At 40.9% G+C, this 19,800-nt stretch carries 16 protein-coding genes; all 16 read right to left on the bottom strand.

The features are described from left to right. Positions 1-77: 77 nt before the first annotated feature. The 16 genes from rny to ACLIJJ_RS09090 all read right to left on the bottom strand — a co-directional run bounded on the left by rny (position 78) and on the right by ACLIJJ_RS09090 (position 19,771). The gene (gene rny, locus ACLIJJ_RS09165) at positions 78-1,649 is read right to left on the bottom strand and encodes a ribonuclease Y (RefSeq protein WP_233314778.1); all 1,572 of its coding nucleotides are present in this window, start codon (positions 1,647-1,649) and stop codon (positions 78-80) included. 441 nt (positions 1,650-2,090) lie between these two features. Next, positions 2,091-3,140: a recombinase RecA gene (gene recA / locus ACLIJJ_RS09160; RefSeq protein WP_233314330.1), complete on the bottom strand. Its 1,050-nt coding sequence runs from the start codon at positions 3,138-3,140 to the stop codon at positions 2,091-2,093. Between the two features lie 181 nt (positions 3,141-3,321). Then, positions 3,322-4,563 carry a competence/damage-inducible protein A gene (locus ACLIJJ_RS09155; RefSeq protein WP_237941199.1) on the bottom strand — a complete coding sequence of 414 codons (1,242 nt, stop codon included), beginning with the start codon at positions 4,561-4,563 and terminating at the stop codon, positions 3,322-3,324. 92 nt (positions 4,564-4,655) lie between these two features. Beyond that, complete coding sequence (gene pgsA / locus ACLIJJ_RS09150; protein ID WP_411410767.1) at positions 4,656-5,234, bottom strand: CDP-diacylglycerol--glycerol-3-phosphate 3-phosphatidyltransferase; 579 nt, start codon at positions 5,232-5,234, stop codon at positions 4,656-4,658. Positions 5,235-5,480: 246 nt separating this feature from the next. Further along, positions 5,481-6,392: a helix-turn-helix domain-containing protein gene (locus ACLIJJ_RS09145; protein ID WP_233314333.1), complete on the bottom strand. Its 912-nt coding sequence runs from the start codon at positions 6,390-6,392 to the stop codon at positions 5,481-5,483. A gap of 20 nt (positions 6,393-6,412) precedes the next feature. Further along, entirely contained in the window at positions 6,413-7,204 is a 792-nt protein-coding gene (locus ACLIJJ_RS09140; RefSeq protein ID WP_233314334.1) for a YmfK family protein, read from the bottom strand. A gap of 271 nt (positions 7,205-7,475) precedes the next feature. Next, on the bottom strand, positions 7,476-7,736 hold the full coding sequence (locus tag ACLIJJ_RS09135) for a DUF3243 domain-containing protein (protein ID WP_233314335.1): 261 nt from the start codon (positions 7,734-7,736) through the stop codon (positions 7,476-7,478). 93 nt (positions 7,737-7,829) lie between these two features. Next, a complete protein-coding gene (gene ymfI, locus ACLIJJ_RS09130) occupies positions 7,830-8,552 on the bottom strand; it encodes an elongation factor P 5-aminopentanone reductase (protein WP_411410766.1) in 723 nt (240 codons plus the stop codon). An 86-nt stretch (positions 8,553-8,638) separates the two neighbouring features. Then, the gene (gene yfmH, locus ACLIJJ_RS09125; protein WP_237941198.1) at positions 8,639-9,925 is read right to left on the bottom strand and encodes an EF-P 5-aminopentanol modification-associated protein YfmH; all 1,287 of its coding nucleotides are present in this window, start codon (positions 9,923-9,925) and stop codon (positions 8,639-8,641) included. Continuing rightward, the gene (gene yfmF / locus ACLIJJ_RS09120; RefSeq protein WP_411410765.1) at positions 9,925-11,202 is read right to left on the bottom strand and encodes an EF-P 5-aminopentanol modification-associated protein YfmF; all 1,278 of its coding nucleotides are present in this window, start codon (positions 11,200-11,202) and stop codon (positions 9,925-9,927) included. The genes yfmH and yfmF overlap by 1 nt, the downstream gene beginning before the upstream one ends. A 233-nt stretch (positions 11,203-11,435) precedes the next feature. Then, entirely contained in the window at positions 11,436-12,395 is a 960-nt protein-coding gene (locus ACLIJJ_RS09115; RefSeq protein ID WP_233314339.1) for an ABC transporter permease, read from the bottom strand. Continuing rightward, positions 12,396-13,454, bottom strand: a complete 1,059-nt coding sequence (locus ACLIJJ_RS09110) for an ABC transporter permease (RefSeq protein WP_233314340.1) — start codon at positions 13,452-13,454, stop codon at positions 12,396-12,398. Continuing rightward, the gene (locus tag ACLIJJ_RS09105) at positions 13,447-14,982 is read right to left on the bottom strand and encodes an ABC transporter ATP-binding protein (protein ID WP_233314341.1); all 1,536 of its coding nucleotides are present in this window, start codon (positions 14,980-14,982) and stop codon (positions 13,447-13,449) included. The genes ACLIJJ_RS09110 and ACLIJJ_RS09105 overlap by 8 nt, the downstream gene beginning before the upstream one ends. Before the next feature lie 263 nt (positions 14,983-15,245). Then, complete coding sequence (locus ACLIJJ_RS09100; RefSeq protein WP_233314342.1) at positions 15,246-16,307, bottom strand: BMP family lipoprotein; 1,062 nt, start codon at positions 16,305-16,307, stop codon at positions 15,246-15,248. Positions 16,308-16,381: 74 nt separating this feature from the next. After that, complete coding sequence (locus tag ACLIJJ_RS09095) at positions 16,382-17,113, bottom strand: GntR family transcriptional regulator (RefSeq protein WP_233314343.1); 732 nt, start codon at positions 17,111-17,113, stop codon at positions 16,382-16,384. Positions 17,114-17,413: 300 nt separating this feature from the next. Continuing rightward, positions 17,414-19,771, bottom strand: a complete 2,358-nt coding sequence (locus ACLIJJ_RS09090; protein ID WP_411410764.1) for a DNA translocase FtsK — start codon at positions 19,769-19,771, stop codon at positions 17,414-17,416. Positions 19,772-19,800 lie beyond the last annotated feature (29 nt).

The following is a 19,800-nucleotide window of genomic DNA, read 5'->3' as shown; positions in this document are numbered from 1 at the left end:
TTTAGTTTAACATACATTCATTCTTTTTCTCTTATACAGCTTTTCAAAATAAAAACGGTGCACATGGCACCGTTTTTTTATTTTGCGTATTCAACAGCTCTTGTTTCACGTATAACTGTAACCTTGATATGTCCTGGATAATCCAGCTCTTCTTCGATCTTTTTGCGGATATCACGTGCTAATCGATGTGATTCCAAATCGTCAATCAAGTCAGGTTTAACCATTATTCGTATTTCACGGCCTGCTTGAATAGCAAACGACTTCTCAACACCATCATATGATTCAGAGATTTCTTCTAATTTTTCGAGACGGCGAATATAATTCTCTAGTGTCTCTCTGCGGGCACCAGGTCTTGCAGCTGAAAGTGCATCAGCAGCAGCAACAAGTACCGCAATAATAGAAGTAGGCTCTGTATCGCCATGATGGGAAGCAATGCTATTAATAACCACAGGATGTTCTTTATACTTGGTGGCAAGTTCTACCCCAATTTCAACATGGCTTCCTTCGACTTCATGGTCAATAGCTTTTCCGATGTCATGGAGCAATCCTGCTCTTCTCGCAAGTGTTTCATCTTCCCCAAGTTCCGCAGCAAGTATACCTGAAAGCTGTGCAACCTCTATACTGTGTTTCAGCACATTTTGGCCGTAGCTTGTTCTGAATTTTAAACGGCCGAGAATTTTGATCAAGTCAGGGTGAAGTGCATGTACACCAACTTCAAATGTTGTCTGTTCACCGATTTCACGGATATGTTCATCAACTTCACGTCTTGCCTTATCGACCATTTCCTCAATGCGAGCTGGATGGATGCGGCCATCCTGCACAAGCTTATCAAGGGCCAGTCTTGCTGTTTCCCTTCTGATAGGGTCAAAACCTGAAAGAATGACAGCTTCTGGTGTGTCATCAATAATTAAATCAATTCCAGTAAGTGTCTCAAGCGTACGAATGTTGCGCCCTTCTCTACCGATGATTCGGCCTTTCATCTCATCATTAGGCAAGTTAACCACGGATACAGTTGTTTCGGCAACATGATCTGCGGCACATCTTTGGATAGCAAGCGACAGAACTTCTTTCGCTTTCTTGTCTGCTTCCTCTTTTGCTCTTGTATCGCTTTCTTTAATCATTATAGCGATATCATGGGCGATATCTTGCTCTGTTTTGTCTAAAATGATGGATTTTGCCTCTTCGCGAGTTAAACCGGAAATGCGCTCTAGTTCAGTTTGCTGCTTGCGAACCATCTCATCCACTTTGCTCTCCATCTCTTCCATATGCTGTTGTCTTTTATTAAGAGAATCGTCCCTCTTTTCTAAAATTGTTTCCCGTTTATCAAGCGCCTCTCCCTTACGGTCAAGGTTTTCTTCTTTTTGCAATAAACGATTTTCTTGTTTTTGTAGTTCATTTCTTCGATCACGAACTTCTAGTTCTGCTTCACTGCGAAGCTTGTGAATCTCATCCTTTGCTTCTAACAAAGCTTCTTTTTTCAATGCTTCTGCTTCACGTTTTGCAGTTTCAATCATTTGTTCAGCAGTCATTGTCGCATTAGCAATTTTTGCATTAGCATTGGACTTACGAATAAAATATACAACAAAGCCAACAACGGCAATTACGATTAGGCCAAGCAAAATGGAGATGATAATTGTATTGGTTTCCATCATTTCACCTCCTCTTGCTATTAAATTGTGTTGTTACGATTTTAAAAGTATTGGCTTATAGTTCTTTTTAAAGCGAAAATACTGCCCTAGCACATAGTTTCTAGGTTTTTCATACTCATAAAAATGTAAAATATACAATATAATTGTATAGTTGTGCCAATTCATTGTCAAGAGCTTGAATTAGGAGGATAGACACTAATTTAAGGGGTTTCATCTTATTCGCCTATGCATAATCTAGCATTTACTGGTAAATTATACATCTTTCTCTCTTCTTGTAAAAAACTGTTGCGAAACGAATAGATTCTAATTCCCAACCCTCAGATAAAATCGATTCGTATTACTAGTATAGACAGGAAAAAAATACCTAAACAGCACCTTTAGCTGTTTTTCAAATAACGAAAAAAGGATAGCAGTCTAGTGACCGCTATCCTATCCTTTACGTTAGTCTACTAATTCAAAAGACTCTTGGTCTTCTTCATCTTGTCCTGGTTTTAAGACAACTTCGTTATCCAAACCGTAGTGGTCACGAATCTTCTTCTGAATTTCAAGAAGAATATCTTTGTTTTCTTTAAGGAAAAGCTTCGCATTTTCACGGCCTTGGCCTAAACGCTCATCATTATAAGAATACCAAGATCCGCTCTTTTGAACAATATCCAGCTCAGAACCAAGATCAATTGTCTCGCCTTCTTTGGATATACCTTCTCCATACATGATGTCGACTTCCGCAACTCGGAACGGCGGTGCTACTTTATTTTTCACAACTTTGATTTTCGTTTTATTTCCGACTATATCCGTACCTTGTTTAAGTGTTTCAGCACGGCGAACTTCTAAACGAACAGTTGAATAGAATTTCAATGCGCGGCCACCTGGTGTTGTTTCAGGGTTTCCGAACATAACGCCAACTTTTTCACGAATCTGGTTAATGAAAATCGCGATTGTTTTCGATTTGTTGATTGCACCTGAAAGCTTACGAAGCGCTTGTGACATCAAGCGAGCTTGCAAACCAACATGGGAATCACCCATCTCTCCTTCAATTTCCGCTTTAGGTACAAGTGCTGCAACGGAATCGATAACAAGGATATCAACGGCACCACTTCTTACCAATGCTTCCGCGATTTCAAGCGCTTGTTCTCCCGTATCCGGCTGAGAAAGAAGCAGCTCATCAATGTTTACACCGAGCTTTTGTGCGTAAACAGGGTCTAACGCATGCTCTGCATCGATAAATGCAGCTTGTCCACCAGTTGCTTGAACTTCTGCAATTGCATGTAGAGCAACAGTCGTTTTACCTGAGCTTTCAGGACCATAGGTTTCAATAATACGGCCTCGTGGATATCCGCCAACCCCAAGTGCTGCATCCAATGCTAATGAACCGCTCGGAATAGTGGAGACAACCCGGTCTGTCTGTTCTCCTAATTTCATGATACTACCTTTACCAAATTGTTTCTCTATTTGTTTTAATGCCATTTCTAAAGCAGCTTGACGATCGCTCAAAAAATTCTCCTCCTTTAATATATAAAAATGAATCATTTCCCATTCGGCAGATTCATTTGGTGTTCAAGAATATATATTAAATATACTCTTTTTCTCCGAGTTTGTACAGCAAAAAGTAGAACATTCATTCGTTTTTTTTAAAATGCTGCACCATAACTAAGAAACGAGCCAGGAGTGCTAATTACAGCTTCTTCAATTCTTTAAGCAGGAAAAATTGTCCGTATTTTGACGATCTGCTTCTGTTTGCCGAACGTCCTCCTCCAAGAAGAAGCTTTTCTGAAATAGTCGGTTTTCCTTTCACAGCAATTCCGATATAAACAGTTCCAACCGGATGCCCTTCTAACTCATCAGGACCAGCGACTCCTGTGAAGCTGATTCCGATATCTGTGCCAATCAGTTTAGCGACGTTTTCAGCCAGTTCGATTGCACACTGCTCACTTACAACACCGTGTTTCTTAATAGTCTCTTCCTTAACAGAAAGAACATTTTGCTTCACTTCATTCGTATAGCAGACCACTCCACCGCCAAAAACAACGCCTGCTCCTGGGATGTTCGTCATTTCCTGCTGGAACAATCCGCCGGTGAGGCTTTCGGCCGCAGCGACAGTCAGTCCGTGTTTCTCTAATTCCTTAGAAAGCTCTTTAGCAAGAGTCGTGTCATCATACCCATAGAAGAATTCGCCGACACGTTCAAAAATCTCTGTTTCAGCAGCATCAATTAAACGCTCTGCTTCCTCTTGTGAATCATGCTTGCATGTTATGCGGAGAGTGACTTCCCCTTCGCCAGCCAGCGGTGCGATTGTCGGATTCGACTGCTTATCAATCAAATCAACAATTTCTGTTTCCAGCAGCGATTCTCCTATGCCGAAAAAGCGCAGCACTCTTGAGACGATAAGCTCTTTTGTTGTCAGCTTTTCCTGCAGTGCCTGATAGCCGTATACATCGAACATTGGCTGCATTTCCTTAGGCGGACCAGGAAGGAGCATGTAGAAACGGCTGTCTTTTTCAAGGAACATTCCAGGCGCCATTCCATGATCATTTGCAAGTATGCGGGAGCCTTCCAGTACTAGCGCCTGCTTCTTGTTATTTTCTGTCATCGTGCGCTTAGAACGCACAAAGTATTGCTCGATTGAATGGAGAGCATCTTCATCAAAGACAAGCTTTTTCCCAAGATGCAAAGCGATTGTCTCCTTCGTCAAATCATCCTTTGTAGGACCAAGCCCCCCGGTAAAAATAAGAAGATCTGAACGAGACTCGGCAATCTTAATCGCATCCTCCAAGCGGGTTGAATTGTCCCCAACCGCTGTGTGATAATAAACATTTACTCCGAGATTTGCCAGTTGCTTTGAAATATATTGGGCGTTTGTGTTGGCGATTTGACCGAGCAGCAGCTCAGAACCAACAGCTATGATTTCTGCATTCATCCGTTCATTTCCCCTTTCTCTCTCCCATATATGGGTGTCTCTTTCCTTATTCCCAACTTGCCTTTAATTCAAAAGTTAATTTCTGCTGAAAATTATTTAGAATTAGCAAAAACATGCTTATTCTTAGCGAAATAGTCCCAACCAGACCAGATTGTAAAGATTAAAGCAACCCATAAAGCGATTTGATCGAATTGTAGTCCAATCAATTCAAAAATCATGTTGTGCAAAAGCAATGCGGAAATTGCGACGATTTGTGCCCATGTCTTTATTTTCCCAAGCATGTTTGCAGCGACCACTTCTCCGCCTTTTGCAAGAATAGCACGCAGCCCTGTTACAGCAAATTCTCTGCTGATAATGACAATAGTAATCCAGGCAGAAGCCATATCAAAACTTACAAGTACAATTAGAGCAGCTGATACAAGCAGTTTATCTGCCAAAGGGTCAAGAAATTTGCCCAAGTCTGTCACGAGATTATATTTTCGTGCGAAGTAGCCGTCAACCCAATCTGTTGTCGATGCCAAAATGAACAGAAGTGCGCCGACAAAATGAGTCACAGGCAATGAAACGCCAAGCATCTCCAGTTCGCCCCAAGAAAAGTCTGCAAGCATAATGACTAAAAATACCGGAATTAACAGTATTCTTGAAATGGTTATTTTGTTAGGTAAATTCATCTTACTTCCTCCGTTTTATGTACAAAAATAGCGTTATTTCATTATTGGCCAGTCAAAGAAGACTTACGTTACGCAAAATTAGCCAAAATAGTATGAAAACATTAGTATTATACCCAATAATAATAAAAAAAGCGAAATATAGTGACCTAGCAGACTCTCTAAACATGCTGCATATTAAGAAAGAAGTCTGCAAAAAGCAAGAAAGAGCCGATTACACAGCCCTTTTTTCTTGCTAAATGGTTTTTGTTATTCACTATCCTTGACATACTTGATTGTGATGTCTTGGCGTACGGAATCTGACGGCGAAACAGCAAAATCGATTTTCTCATCATTAACATAAACCTCTGTTTGACTGCTGTTACCGATGACAAGCACCGCTTCTGTTTCCTTCGAGTAATCTACTGTCTTAGATTCTTCTCCATCTTTATCGAGAATGCCTTGGAAGAAAGAATACCCTTTGCCGTTTTGCATGTTCACCCATGTCTGTCCTGTTGAAACAAGCTTGACGCTGAACTTGTCCGCATTTTTCAATTCATATGTAGAGGCGCTTCCGCTTGTTCCGCTAACGGTAATTTCCTGCTTAGGCGTTTCCTCTTCCTCTTCTTCAGCAGGCTCATCTTCTTTAGTTGCTGTATCGGCCGCTTTTTCTTCAGAGGCATTGTCATCTTTCGCCTCGCTGTTTTCCGTATCCTTCAGCGTTTCTGACTCGCCATATTTCGCCTCTGTTGGGGCGTTTTCATTCTCTGCAGCAGAGTCACCATTGCCGCCTTTTGATATGAAATACCAAGCAATGGCAGCCACACCAATAACGAGCAATGTAATAAGAATCTTCGGCAATATATCAAATACCTTTGATCCGCCTTCTGACATCGTTTGTCTTGATGTCACCCTTGAGAGCTTCTCTGGTATTTCCTCATTGCCGCTTGACGGGATTTCGCTCTTATATTCTTCAAACAAGTCATCAGCAGGCAAATTTACTGCTTCCGCATATTGTTTAATGAACGCTCTGGCATAAAAATTCCCGGGCATCATGCTGAAGTTGCCCTCTTCAATCCCGATAAGATAACGGGTTTGTATTTTTGTAATTTCTTGCAGCTCCTCAAGGCTTAAGCCTTTTGCAAGCCTTGCTTCTTTTAATCTGTTTCCTAGTTCACTCACAAATAACACCTTCCAACTTGCTAAAAATCAAATCCTTGAAACTCATTTTGTAAAAGCAGCGCATTCTTTTTGCGGACATCTAAGATGATTTCTTCATTCGGCTCATGACGAAGCTCGATAATATAATCAAAATCATCTAGTGAATATTCCGTATTATGAACAAACACATCCGGATGCTCGACCACTTTGACAGCAGGAAGGCGCATCACTTCCCTGATCAGCTGCCAATGCTTCTCGTTTATCTGCTTGCTAGAAACAACTCCATCTATAATAAAAAGATTGTTCTCACTATACTCATCTTGAATCAGTGAACTTCTGACAGTCTGTTTTAATAACGTTGAGCTGACTGGAAGCCACCTTTTGTTAGCACTGACGCTTGCTGCGACAATCGATTCTGTTTTGCCAACCCTGGGCATTCCTCTTATCCCTATTAGCCGATGTCCTTCGAGCTTAAACAGTTCTGCCATAAAATCGACCAATAGCCCCAGTTCAGTGCGGACAAACCGAAATGTTTTTTTGTCATCTGCATCTCTTTGTATGTATCTGCCATGACGCACAGCCATTTTGTCCCGAAGAGTCGGCACACGGAGCTTGAACACCTTGATCGTGTCCATCGTATAAAGGATGGATTCCAGACGCCTCACCTGCTCATCATCGGTTGTTGTCATTAAAAGGCCTCTCCGCCCATCATCGACCCCATTGATGGTAATAATATTGATGGAAAGCATACCTAGCAATGATGATATTTCCCCGAGTAGTCCAGGTCGATTTTTTTGGATTTCATATTCCAGATACCATTCCTTCTCTCTCAAAAAAATCCTCCCCAAATCTTGTTCTGTTCGTTTTTTTAACTCTATATAATAATAAAGGAAAGTTCCTAAAGATGAAAGAAAAAACCAAGCACTTTCCGATAAAATTAGAAGCATGTGCAGCTATGTATTATTTGAAGCTGTTTTTCAAAAAGGAAAAGAGGCAGCTTATCCATAAGGTGACCATAAAATGAAAAAAAGGAATAGCTTTAATTGCCTTCTTGCTTTTTACGGATCTCCCTATAGATATAGCCGCCTCGAAAAATAATCCTAATTAACGGTCAGTTCCGTTGTTTTGAACAAGCTTGACCATCATGTTCGCAATTGCATGCTGCTCTTCTTCAGAAGCAACAGACCAAAGATCAGCAAGAATTCTTTCCTGATCGTTTTTTGGTTCTACTTGGTTTGATAAGTAATCACCAATTTGGAATGCAAGATCACCAATAACGCCTTTGTTCATTCCTTCGTTTTGTGCATGATTAAGGCGGTCACCTAAAAAGTCTTTCCATTGATCCCAGTTTTGCAATATAGACATAGAGGTACTCCTTTCCATTCTGTAAGTTGTATTACATAGTTATTTTGGATTGTTCAACCGAATTATATGCATAACAACTTAGGAAAAAATCTTTTACACATGCCAGCCGCCATTTGGTGATAATACTTGTCCTGTTAAATAAGAGGAGTCGCCAGACAGCAAAAATAAAACGCTTTGTGCGACTTCCTCTGCCTTTCCAAGCCTGCCCATCGGAATTTCCTCTGCCATCCATTCCTTTTCTTCAGCTGTAAACATGCCGAGCATCTTTGTATCGATAGCACCAGGTGCCACAGCATTAACGCGAATACCATTTCTGGCAACTTCCTTGCTCAATGCCTTAACGAAGGATAGTTGGGCACCCTTTACAGTGGAATAAGCAACCTCCATCGATGCACCGATCTGTCCCCAAATCGAAGATATAGCGACAATATTACCAGCTTGCTTTTGTGTCATTTTCGGCAAAAGCTCCCTTGTGACAGATATTAAGGAAGCGACATGTAGATTCCATAGCTGGTCCATTATTTCATCAGTCGTATCCGCCAACATTCCGTAAACACTCACTCCGCTGGCATACACGATACCATCAAGGGAAAAAATTGAATTTATCACTTGTTTATATCCATCCCGTTTGCTTAAGTCAGCTTTTATTGCTATATAATCTTGACCAAATGGCGCTATCTCTCCAAGTAGTTTTCGGATAGCCTCCTCATTCTGGTTATAATGCAAATACAAGGAATACCCCTTGCTTGCTAGCAATTTTGCAATGGCTGTGCCAATTTCCCCTGTTGCTCCTGTAATTAAAATATGTTTCCCCATTTTGTTCACTCCGTCATTTCTAATGTGTACAGCAAAAAAGGAAGTGGGTTTCATCCCATTTCCTTTTTGCTGTTAACTGCCTTATGCTATGCCTTTGGCACAACTTGGCAGACAGTGATTCTGTCTTCGTCAATAAACCGCTGTGCAGCTGCCTGAATGTCCTCTACAGTTATTTGTTCAATCGTTCCGACAACATCAAATAAATTCATATCATTGAAGGAATATCTTGTAAACTGATTCGCAATATATTCAGGTGAATTAACGGCACGAAGGAAGGTTCCGATTCGTTTCTTTTTCGACCGTTCAAGCGTTTCCTTTTGAATCGCAGTTGATTTTGCCTCTAGAAGTATTTTTTGAATTTGCTCTGCAAGTTCATCCGGCTTGCTTGTATCTCCGCCGACCATCGCAAAGCCAAAGCCCTTTTCCTGTGTATAATCATAAGAGAAGGTATCATCAATCAACCCTTCAGAAAACAGATGTTGATAATTTTCGGAGCTGTTAGAGAAAAGCAAGTCGAGCAACGTGTTAATACACAGCTCATTCTTCAGCATTTCAGCACCTTGCTGCTCGGTGTCCACTGCTTTAACGCCGACAAGGCATTTGGATGTTTGCACATTCATATTAAGCACTTGTTTCTTTTTATGCACCTCTAGTGGTTCTTCCTCAAACTGCCTTTTTATTTCCGACTTTTTCGTATAGTCCTTCTTCTGCTGGTTTGCTTTAATACTTTCCATATATTCGTTAGGATCTACCGGACCGACAATAAACAAGAGCATATTGCTAGGGTGATAAAAAGTATCATAGCACTCATACAGCAAATCCTTTGTAATATGTGATATCGACTCAATTGTACCTGCAATATCAATTTTAACAGGATGGTTTTTATACATGTTTTCAATCAAGCCAAAATACAAACGCCAGTCAGGATTATCATCATACATCGTAATTTCTTGGCCGATAATACCTTTTTCCTTTTCAACTGTCTGTTCAGAGAAATATGGATCTTGCACAAAATCAATTAATGTTTCTAGGTTGTTTTCAACATTCTGTGTGCTAGAAAATAAATAAGCCGTTCTTGTAAAGGAGGTAAATGCATTAGCAGAAGCTCCGTTTTTGCTGAACTCTTGGAAGACATCACGGTCCTTCTTCTCAAAAAGCTTGTGCTCTAGAAAATGAGCGATGCCATCTGGAACTTTTTTATATTCTGTTCCGTTCAACGGGACGAACATGTTGTCAACAGACCCGTAATTTGTTGTAAACGTACAGAATGTTTTGTTGAAGCCTTTTTTCGGGAGAATATAGACTTTAAGCCCATTATCAAGCTCTTCAAAGAAAAGTTCTTCCTGCAGCTGTTCAAAAGAGATTTTTTCCATTAGTTATTCCCCTCCGATCCTGATAGGAAATAGATTGTATCCAATTCGATTTTATTAGCAACACTTTGAATTTCTTCCTTCGTTACCTTGCTGATGGATTGCAGCCATTGGGACATATCCACTTTTACACCGCTTACTGCATTATGGTAGAACACCTCTATCATACCTCTTGCTGTATCAAGTGTTTCAAGCATTTGATTATGAGTGACTGCCTTTGTCTGCATAATTTCATCATCAGTGAAATCACCCTTTTTCATTAGGTCTAACTGCTCCTTAATGATAGATACAGCCTTTTCATAATTTTGCTGGTCAATCCCTGACAAAACCATCAGCAAGCCTTTATGACTTTCAATCCGGCTTGCAGCATAGTAAGCAAGACTTTCTTTTTCTCTTACATTAAGGAAAAGCTTGGAGTGGGAAAAGCCGCCATAAATGCCATTGAATATTTGCAAAGCAAAATAATCTTCATCCCCATACACAACATTTGTTCTGTAACCGATATGAAGTTTGCCTTGTTTCACATCTTGAACTTCCTTTACTTCCTTTTCCTTTACTTCCTTATGTACCGCCCTCGTATGTTCGGAAGCCGTTCTATCAGCAAATGGCAGCTTTGTGCTTATATAAGAGGCTATTTCCTCTTCATCAATATCTCCTACAACAAATACATCGATTTGATCCTCTTGTCGCGATTTCTCATAGTATTGATACAGTTCTTCTGCTGTGATAGGATCTACCTTATCAGCAATGCCGTTTACACCTAAAGCATATGGCTCTCCTTTAAACATTTCTTCTACTAAACGGAAATTAGCATACCTCATTTTGTCATCATAAATGGATTGAATTCTTTGCTTCAAGGCCCTTTTTTCATCTTCGACTATTTTTGCTACGAAGGATTTTCCATCTCCGTTAGGGTTAAAAAGAATTTCCGCCAAAAAATCGACGCCTTTTTTCAGCAGCGGGTCTGGATTGCTCAAAAACTTTTCATTAGCTATTTCTAAGGAGAAGGAAATAATTTGATAATCACCTTTTTTGGAAAGGTCAATAAAAAATGTCGCTCCATATAACTCTTCCAAATATGAACGAAGTGTTGCGGTATTTGGGTACTTATTGGAGCTGTTTTGCAGGACGTACGGCAAAAGAGCCCTTAATGTAGCACTTTCTTCTGTAATGGGAGCCTTCCACTTTACGACAATATTATTTGTTTTAAACTTCTCTGTCTTAACAGTATGCAGATTATATCCGCCGTATTTCCTGACTTTCTCTTCAGCAACACTCATGGGCTACCTCCTAAGTTCACTGCACTAAAAAATGCATATTTTTATAACTATAGTATTGACTCTAATACAAAGGATATTCTTACTATAACTTTGTTAAGCACACGTTTTCAAGTTTCTTTCGTGCAAATCACAACGTGTTTATCAAATGGTATGTTTTAATACCACTTCATAATCCTTAAAACAAAAAAATCTCCTAGTTGCATAAATGCAACTAGGAGATTTTCGTAATATAATTATCTGCTTCCTTTTATATATGGGACACCGGAAGCTTTCGGTGCATCTGCTCTGCCGATGAAGCCAGTAAGTGCGATGATTGTCAGCACATATGGGGCAATCAGCAAGTATACATTCGGAATGTTCTCAAGGAATGGCAAGCTGCTTCCGACGATGCTCAATGATTGGGCAAATCCGAAGAACAGGGCCGCTCCCATCGCTCCTAATGGATTCCACTTTCCGAAAATCAATGCTGCAAGAGCCATGAACCCTTGTCCGCTGATTGTAGAATGAGTGAAGTCATTTGTAATCGACTGTGCGAACACACCGCCGCCGATACCGCCTAACGCACCAGATAAAACAACACCGATATAGCGCATTTTAGTAACATTGATACCCATTGTATCAGCTGCCATCGGATGCTCCCCAACAGCACGGAGACGAAGACCGAATGGTGTTTTGAACATTACAAACCAAGAAATAATAGCTACTATAATAGCCAGATAAGATGTCCAGTACGTATTCTGGAAGAACAATTCTCCAATGACTGGAATATCTTTCAATACTGGAATATCCACTTTTTTGAAGCTGTATTGAATTGTTGCAGTTTGTCCTTTGTCATAAATCAGTTTAACCAAAAACATTGCCAAACCTGCTGCAAGCAAGTTTATCGCAACACCGGAAACAGTCTGATCAGCGCGGAATGTGATGGACGCAACAGCATGCAGCAAGGAAAAGACTGCGCCAACGACCATTGCACACAATAAGGCTACCCAAGGAGTCCATGCTCCTAAGCTGTCTGCAAAAGTTAAGTTGAATACGATGGAAGAGAATGCCCCCATCAGCATAAGACCTTCTAGCCCGATATTAACAACACCGGCACGCTCTGAGAAGTTACCGCCAAGCGCTGTAAAAATCAGCGGAGCAGCCCATAATAGTGAAGAAGGAATGACAATTAATAATACATCCATTAATCCCACTTACTTCTCCCCCTTTTTACTTTTATTTTTGCTCATTTTCTCTAAGAAGATGCGTATCATATAGTTTGCTGCCACGAAGAATACGATTAATGCGATGATGATATCAACCATTTCATTCGGCACACCAGCCTCGAGCGGCATATTCAACGCTCCGACTTTCAAGAAGCCGAATAAAGCGGCTGCAAAGACAATACCTAATGGTCCATTTGCACCGAGAAGAGCAACGGCGATTCCATCAAATCCTACGCCTGTGAATCCAGCTTTATTGCTGACATATTCGAATGTTCCTAACCCTTCCATTGTACCTGCAAGACCTGCAAAGGCACCAGAGATTACCATAGAAAGAACGATATTTCTGTTAACATTCATACCGGCATATTGCGAAGCATTCTGGTTAAAGCCAACTGCTTTCAATTCATAGCCTTTAACAGTTTTTTCAAGAATAAGCCACATAATAAGCACACATGCTAGAGCTATTAAAATTCCCCAGTGTAAACGGGAATAATCTGTCATGCTGCTCAAGAAATCTGAGCGAAGAGACGCAGATGCCGGAATATTTTCCGTACGGTCTGCCTTATCTGTTAATACATTACGAATTAAATAGTTTGATACATGCAATGCGATATAGTTCATCATAATGCTGACGATTACTTCATGCACTCGGAAGCGTGCTTTTAAAAATCCTGGCACAAATGCCCATAATGCACCTGCAGCTGCTCCTGCAAGCACTGCCAACGGCAAATGAATGATTTTCGGCAAATCAAAAGCGACTCCGACCCACACTGCTGCAAGCCAGCCGACGATTAATTGACCCTCTACTCCGATATTAAACAAGCCTGTACGGAAGGCAAATGCCACTGCAAGTCCTGCAAGGATTAACGGAGTAATCTGGCGCACTACTTCACCGACAAAGTAGACTTCGCCGAATGCGCCGTTCCACAGTGCAGTATATGCTGCAGCAGGATCATAGCCGGTAACGAGCATGATGATTGTTCCAACTATAATGCCCAGCAATACAGATATAACAGGTATACTTATTTTTCTTATTGTATTAGACATTCTTCTCCACACCCACTTTTTTATCTTTCGATCCTGCCATTAATAATCCTAGCTCTTGTTCTGTTGTATTCTTCGGGTCTACCTCCGCAATAATATTCCCTTCAAAGATAACAGCAATCCGGTCGCTAACATTTAAGATTTCCTCTAGTTCGAAGGAAACAAGCAACACCGCTTTTCCTTTATCTCTTTGTTCTATCAGACGTTTATGGATAAATTCAATCGCTCCGACATCAAGTCCGCGTGTCGGCTGTGCCGCAATCAAAAGATCTGGGTTTCTGTCCACTTCTCTTCCGATGATTGCCTTCTGCTGATTACCGCCTGATAAAGCTCTCGCTGGAGTATGTGCGCCAGGTGTTCTTACATCGAACTCTTCAATCAGCGTTTTCGCTTTTAAATCAATTTCCCGTTTGTTCAAGAAGCCAGCCTTAGAAAATGGCTGTTTGTAATACGTTTGCAGCACCATGTTTTGACCAATTGGGAAATCAAGAACTAAGCCGTGTTTATGACGGTCTTGCGGGATATGGCCGAGACCGCTTTCTGTGATTTTTCTAGGTGTCAGCACGCTGAGCTCTTTGCCGTTCAGCTTAATGCTTCCGTTATCTTTTTTTAGCAGCCCTGTTATCGCTTCAATCAGCTCTGACTGCCCGTTACCATCTACACCGGCAATTCCGACTACTTCGCCGGCACGGACATTCAAGTTAAGCGAATTTACAACAGGTACTCCCCTAGAATCTTTAACAGTCAAATCAGAAATTTCCAAAACTGTCTCTTTAGGCTGCGGTGCTTTTTTGTCGGTTTTGAATGTAACTTCACGGCCGACCATCAAGTTTGCAAGCTCTGTTGGATTTGTTCCGCTTACATCGTATGTACCGATTCCTTCCCCTTTGCGGATAACGGTTACACGATCACAAACTTCCATGATTTCCTTCAGCTTATGAGTGATTAAGATGATGGATTTTCCTTCCTTAATCAATGTTTTAAAGATGCCAATGAGTTCTGTAATTTCCTGAGGTGTCAGCACAGCAGTAGGCTCATCAAAGATAAGGATTTCCGCTCCGCGGTATAAAGTCTTTAAGATTTCCACCCTTTGCTGCATACCTACAGAAATATCAGAAATTTTCGCCCGTGGGTCTACTGCAAGCCCGTAACGCTCACTGATTTCTCTTACTTCATTTTCTGCCTTTTTTAAGTCTATTTTTCCTTTACTTACTGTTTCTTTTCCTAAAATAATGTTTTCTGTAACAGTAAAGGTATCGATCAGCATGAAATGCTGATGGACCATCCCGATGCCCAAATCATTCGCCACATTAGGGTTGGAGATGTTGACCACTTTCCCTCTTGCTCTGATTTCTCCTCTTTCCGGCTGATAAAGTCCGAACAATACGTTCATCAATGTTGACTTTCCTGCACCGTTTTCCCCTAACAATGCATGAATTTCCCCTTTTTTTAACTGAAGGGTTATATTGTTATTGGCAACAATTCCAGGAAATTCTTTTCGGATATTCAGCATCTCAATAACATATTCCATCTCATTCACTCCTTCTTCTCCACAAACGAATGTCAAATAATTAAAAATACAGCTGGCAAAAAAATATTTAAGTGTCAGCAGTAAGAGGAATTTCTGCAACCTATGATATTTAACTATTTCGCTATAATTTCACCATCGTAAAATTTTTAATAAAAAGCAGAAGGCTTCTGCCTTTTAGTTAAAATTCTAGTTATGGTCGTAAAAAAGGAATAAGTGTTTTGCCATGCAAACCACTTATTCCTGTAAAAACTTCTTAAATCTAATTATTGTACAGTATCAGGAACAGTGTACTCACCGTTTTTAATTTTGTCTGTCCATTCTTTAACAGCAGCTTCGATGTCTGCTTTGTTTTCTGCTTCTTCGTTGATTTCAGCTAGACCAACACCGTCTTCAGCAAGTCCGTATACAGAAGTTTCTCCGCCTGGGAAGTTTCCTTCTTGAGCTTTAGTAGAGATATCTTGAACTGCAGCAGACACACCTTTAAGTGCAGAAGTCAATACGATATTGTGGTCGCCGACAACACCTTCAGATGCTTGGTCAGAGTCAACACCGATTGCCCAGATTGCTCTTGATGGATCTTTTTCCTTTAGCTCACGAGCTTCTGTGAAAAGACCAGCACCAGTTCCGCCTGAAGCGTGGAAAATTACGTCAACATCAGAAGAGTACATTTTGCTTGCAATTGTTTTTCCAACTTCCGGCTTGTCAAATGCACCAGCATATTGGGAATCAATTGTAGCGTCAGGGTTAGCTTCTTTTACACCAGCTTCAAAGCCAGCTTCAAAGCGAGTGATAACTTCACTTTCTACTCCGCCGATGAATCCGATTTTATTTGTTTTTGTTGCTTTACCAGCAGCTACTCCAGCAAGGAAGCCTGCTTCTTGTTCCTTAAATGTAATGCTTGCTACGTTTGGTTCGTCAACTACAGCATCAACAATTGCAAAATGAGCATCTGTTTGCTGTTTAGCAATTTCATCAATTGCCCCTTCCATCATGAAACCAATACCATACACTAAGTCATATTTTTGGCGTACTAAGCTGTTCAAGTTTGTTGAATAATCAGAGTCTGATTGAGATTGTAAATAGTCGATACCATTTCCTTTGTCAAGTCCATTTGCTTTACCGAAAGCTTGCAGGCCTTCCCATGCTGACTGGTTGAATGATTTATCATCAACACCGCCGACATCTGTTACCATTGCAACGCTGAAAGAATCACTCTTTTCTTCTCCAGAAGATCCTTCGTTATCATCGTTTTTACCACAAGCCCCTAAAACAGTCCCAGCAGCAAGTACTAAGGACAGCGCTAAACCAAATTTACGCTTTTTCAAGGTTTGTACCCCCTAATTTTTTTTGTTTTTTGTTTTCATAGTGAGAAATGCTTTAACAATAGTTTCTCCGATTGTCACGAATAAATTCGTTTTCTTAGCACTTGAAAGCTAAACTTATCGGCTCTAAAGTAATTGACTGAATAAAGCACCGGCTCATCCTTTTCATCATAATGCATCTGCTTTAAGACTAGCAGTGCAGTTTCAGGCTCGCATTGTAAGATCGGAGAGATTTTTTCATGATAGCCGATCGGCTCGATTTGCGCGACAGCATATGTAATTTTCTTTTGGGCATCCGCTTCCAAAAACTGAAAAATTGAATCGTTTTCATACGAAAATCTTTCAGGCAGAATATTTTGCAGAAGCTTGTCTATACAATAAACAACAGGCTCTCCGTTAGCAGTTCGAACACGTTCGATCACTACTATCTCTTCGTCTTGCGTGCAGGAAAAACGCCTTGCATCCTCTTCAGTTGAACATTGAGTTGTTGAACTTAGAAAAATTGTTCCTGGATTCATTCCAGCTTGCCGAATCATGTGGGTCACACTGTGGAGCTGTTCAATGCCTGAATTGAAAAGCGGCTTGCTGTTGACAAATGTCCCAACGCCATGACGCCTTATGATGACATTTTCCTCTTCCAGTGTGCGCAGCGCCTCTCTTAGTGTAGCTCTGCTTACGCCCAAAGTTTTTGCAAGCTCAAATTCAGAAGGGAATTTTTCTTTTTCTTTGTAAATCCCATTCTCAATATCACGTTTCAGTCTGTCCACAACCTGCAAATATAAATGCCTTGTATCTGACTTAATTAGCATGCGACCTTCCTCCAAAAACTTTCTAAGACATCAGACATCTGATGTTCAATCATTCCTACTAATCGAAAATACTATAACACTTTTTGACTAATAAATAAATAGTGAATTGTGAAATAAGTCGAAAAAAAAGAGAAAAGAAACAATTGTCCGGAAATGACTTCCAATTCTATTGCTTCTTTCTCTTAATATTCGTCTTTACAAGATATTTTTTCCTTTAGTCTAGTAAAACATTTGTATTATAATGCTTAAAACCGAACTTTAATAGTATAACCTATTTCGGCGTACGAAAGATAATCCGTTTTATAAATTGATCTCTTCTGATGCTTTTGGCACAAGAACTGTCCGCGGTTTGCTGCCCTCATACGGACCGACGATGCCCCTTGCCTCCATTTCGTCAATGAGGCGGGCAGCTCTTGTATATCCGATTCTAAACCGTCTTTGCAGCATACTTACAGACGCAGTCTGCATTTCAATAATCAAGTCGACAGCTTCTCCATACAAATCGTCCTCTACAGCTCCTTGATTTGTTTCAGCAACCTCATCAGGAATCATCTCCTCCTGATACTGGGCCTTTTGCTGGCCGATAACAAAGTCCACTACTTCTTCCACTTCCTCATCCGACAAGAAAGCACCTTGAACACGAACTGGTTTGCTCGCTCCATATGGGAAAAACAGCATATCACCGCGGCCAAGAAGCTTCTCCGCTCCGCCCATGTCAAGGATTGTCCGAGAATCTGTTTGAGAAGATACAGCAAAGGCAATCCGTGAAGGGATATTCGCCTTGATGACACCTGTGATTACATCAACAGAAGGGCGCTGTGTTGCGATGATTAAATGAATTCCAGCTGCACGCGCCATCTGCGCCAGTCTTGTTATCGAATCTTCCACATCATTAGACGCGACCATCATTAAGTCTGCAAGCTCATCTACGATCACGACAATATACGGCAAAAGAGGCTGCTTTTCCTGCTCCTCTGCATTATACCTTTTGACATAGTCATTATAGCCTTCAATATTACGAGTTCCTGTATGGGAAAACAAATCATATCTTCTTTCCATTTCGCTTACGACCTTCTGAAGAGCCTGAGATGCTTTTTTCGCATTCGTAACAACAGGTGCAAGGAGATGGGGAATACCATTATACACATTCAACTCGACCATCTTCGGGTCAATCATCATCATCTTAACCTCATGCGGTTTTGCCCGCATGAGAATGCTTGTGATAATCCCATTGATGCAGACACTCTTACCGCTCCCGGTTGCTCCGGCAACAAGCAGATGGGGCATCTTATTCAGTTCAGCACAAACAGCATTCCCTGTAATATCTCGCCCGAATGCGATCATTAACTTACTTTCCGGCTTATCATTTTTATTCGTTTCGAGCACTTCCCGTAATGACACCATCGCTACTTCCGAATTAGGCACTTCAATCCCAATTGCCGATTTGCCTGGGATTGGCGCTTCAATGCGGATGTCCTTTGCCGCAAGAGCCAATGCCAAGTCATCACTTAAATTGACAATCTTGCTTACCTTAACTCCCTCGCTCGGATGCACTTCATACTTTGTGACAGCAGGGCCGAGATGGACCTCAGTTACCTTTGCCTTAACACCAAAACTATGGAATGTTCTCTCCAGCTTTGCTGCATTTGCATGAATTTGTTCATATTCTCCGCTTTGGTCTGCCTTTTTCGGGGCCATTAATAGTTTAATAGGCGGAAGCTCATAATCTTTATTCTCCACCTCTGTGAAGGTAATCGGAGCAATAATCTCCTCTGTTTCAATTGGTTCACTAGCGTTGCCAGCTTCTTCCTGGACTTGTCTGTCATCATAAGCATTCTCTGTAAAAGAAGAAATGATAGGTTCAGCATATGCAGGCTCTTCAGACTGCTGGATAGGTGGATTAACAATTAAAGGCTGAACTTCCTCCTCAGCTTCTTGTCTACGCTCCACTCTTTGTCTCCTTGCTGTCCGGTCTGACTGCCTGTCCGCTTTTTTCGCTTCCCTTTTTGCAATGCGCGCTTCTTTCCACTCACGAATATCATCTAGAAACTCCAGCCATTGCCGCTTTATAAAGCTCCAAATAGACAGCATCATCTTGCGGAATGCACCGCTGAGCGTCTTGCCTGTCAACAGAATTATACCTGTAATAATGGCTAAGAAGCTGACAATTTGCGTGCCTGCCGTATCAAATAAATAATGAAACATCGCAAACAGGACTGCCCCAATCATACCGCCTCCCAAGCCAATCTTTGAGGCATTGCCGTCCGCTTCATACCAAAACAGCTCCCAAGTATTAAAAATGACGCTTGGATTGGTAAATCTACCTTCTCCTGACAGCATATTAAACAAGGATACATGGGTTAAAAGCAGGATTGCTCCAACAATTAAATAGAGGCCATTCAGTTTAGTATGAAATAAATATGGCTTCTCTCTTTTCCACATCAAATAGCCGCCATATACAATCAGCCCAAGGAGGCTTAAAATATACCATTCACCCGTAAAGAAACGAAAGAACAGCACAATCGTCTTTCCTACAACTCCTAGCTGCAAGATAGAGATAAAGCTTAACGTAATTAAAAGAAGAGCAGCAAGTTCATACTGAATTGTTTTTTTCAGATGCTGTTTCTTTTTCGTTTTTCTTGTTTTTCTTTTTGCCATGTTTATCACCTAATGTTTCTATGTTTTCT

Source organism: Niallia laureatilytica (assembly GCF_046613985.1).
Taxonomy (GTDB): domain Bacteria; phylum Bacillota; class Bacilli; order Bacillales; family Cytobacillaceae; genus Niallia.
The sequence above is the reverse complement of the archived record's forward strand: the minus strand, read 5'-3'. Positions and strand labels throughout refer to the sequence as shown.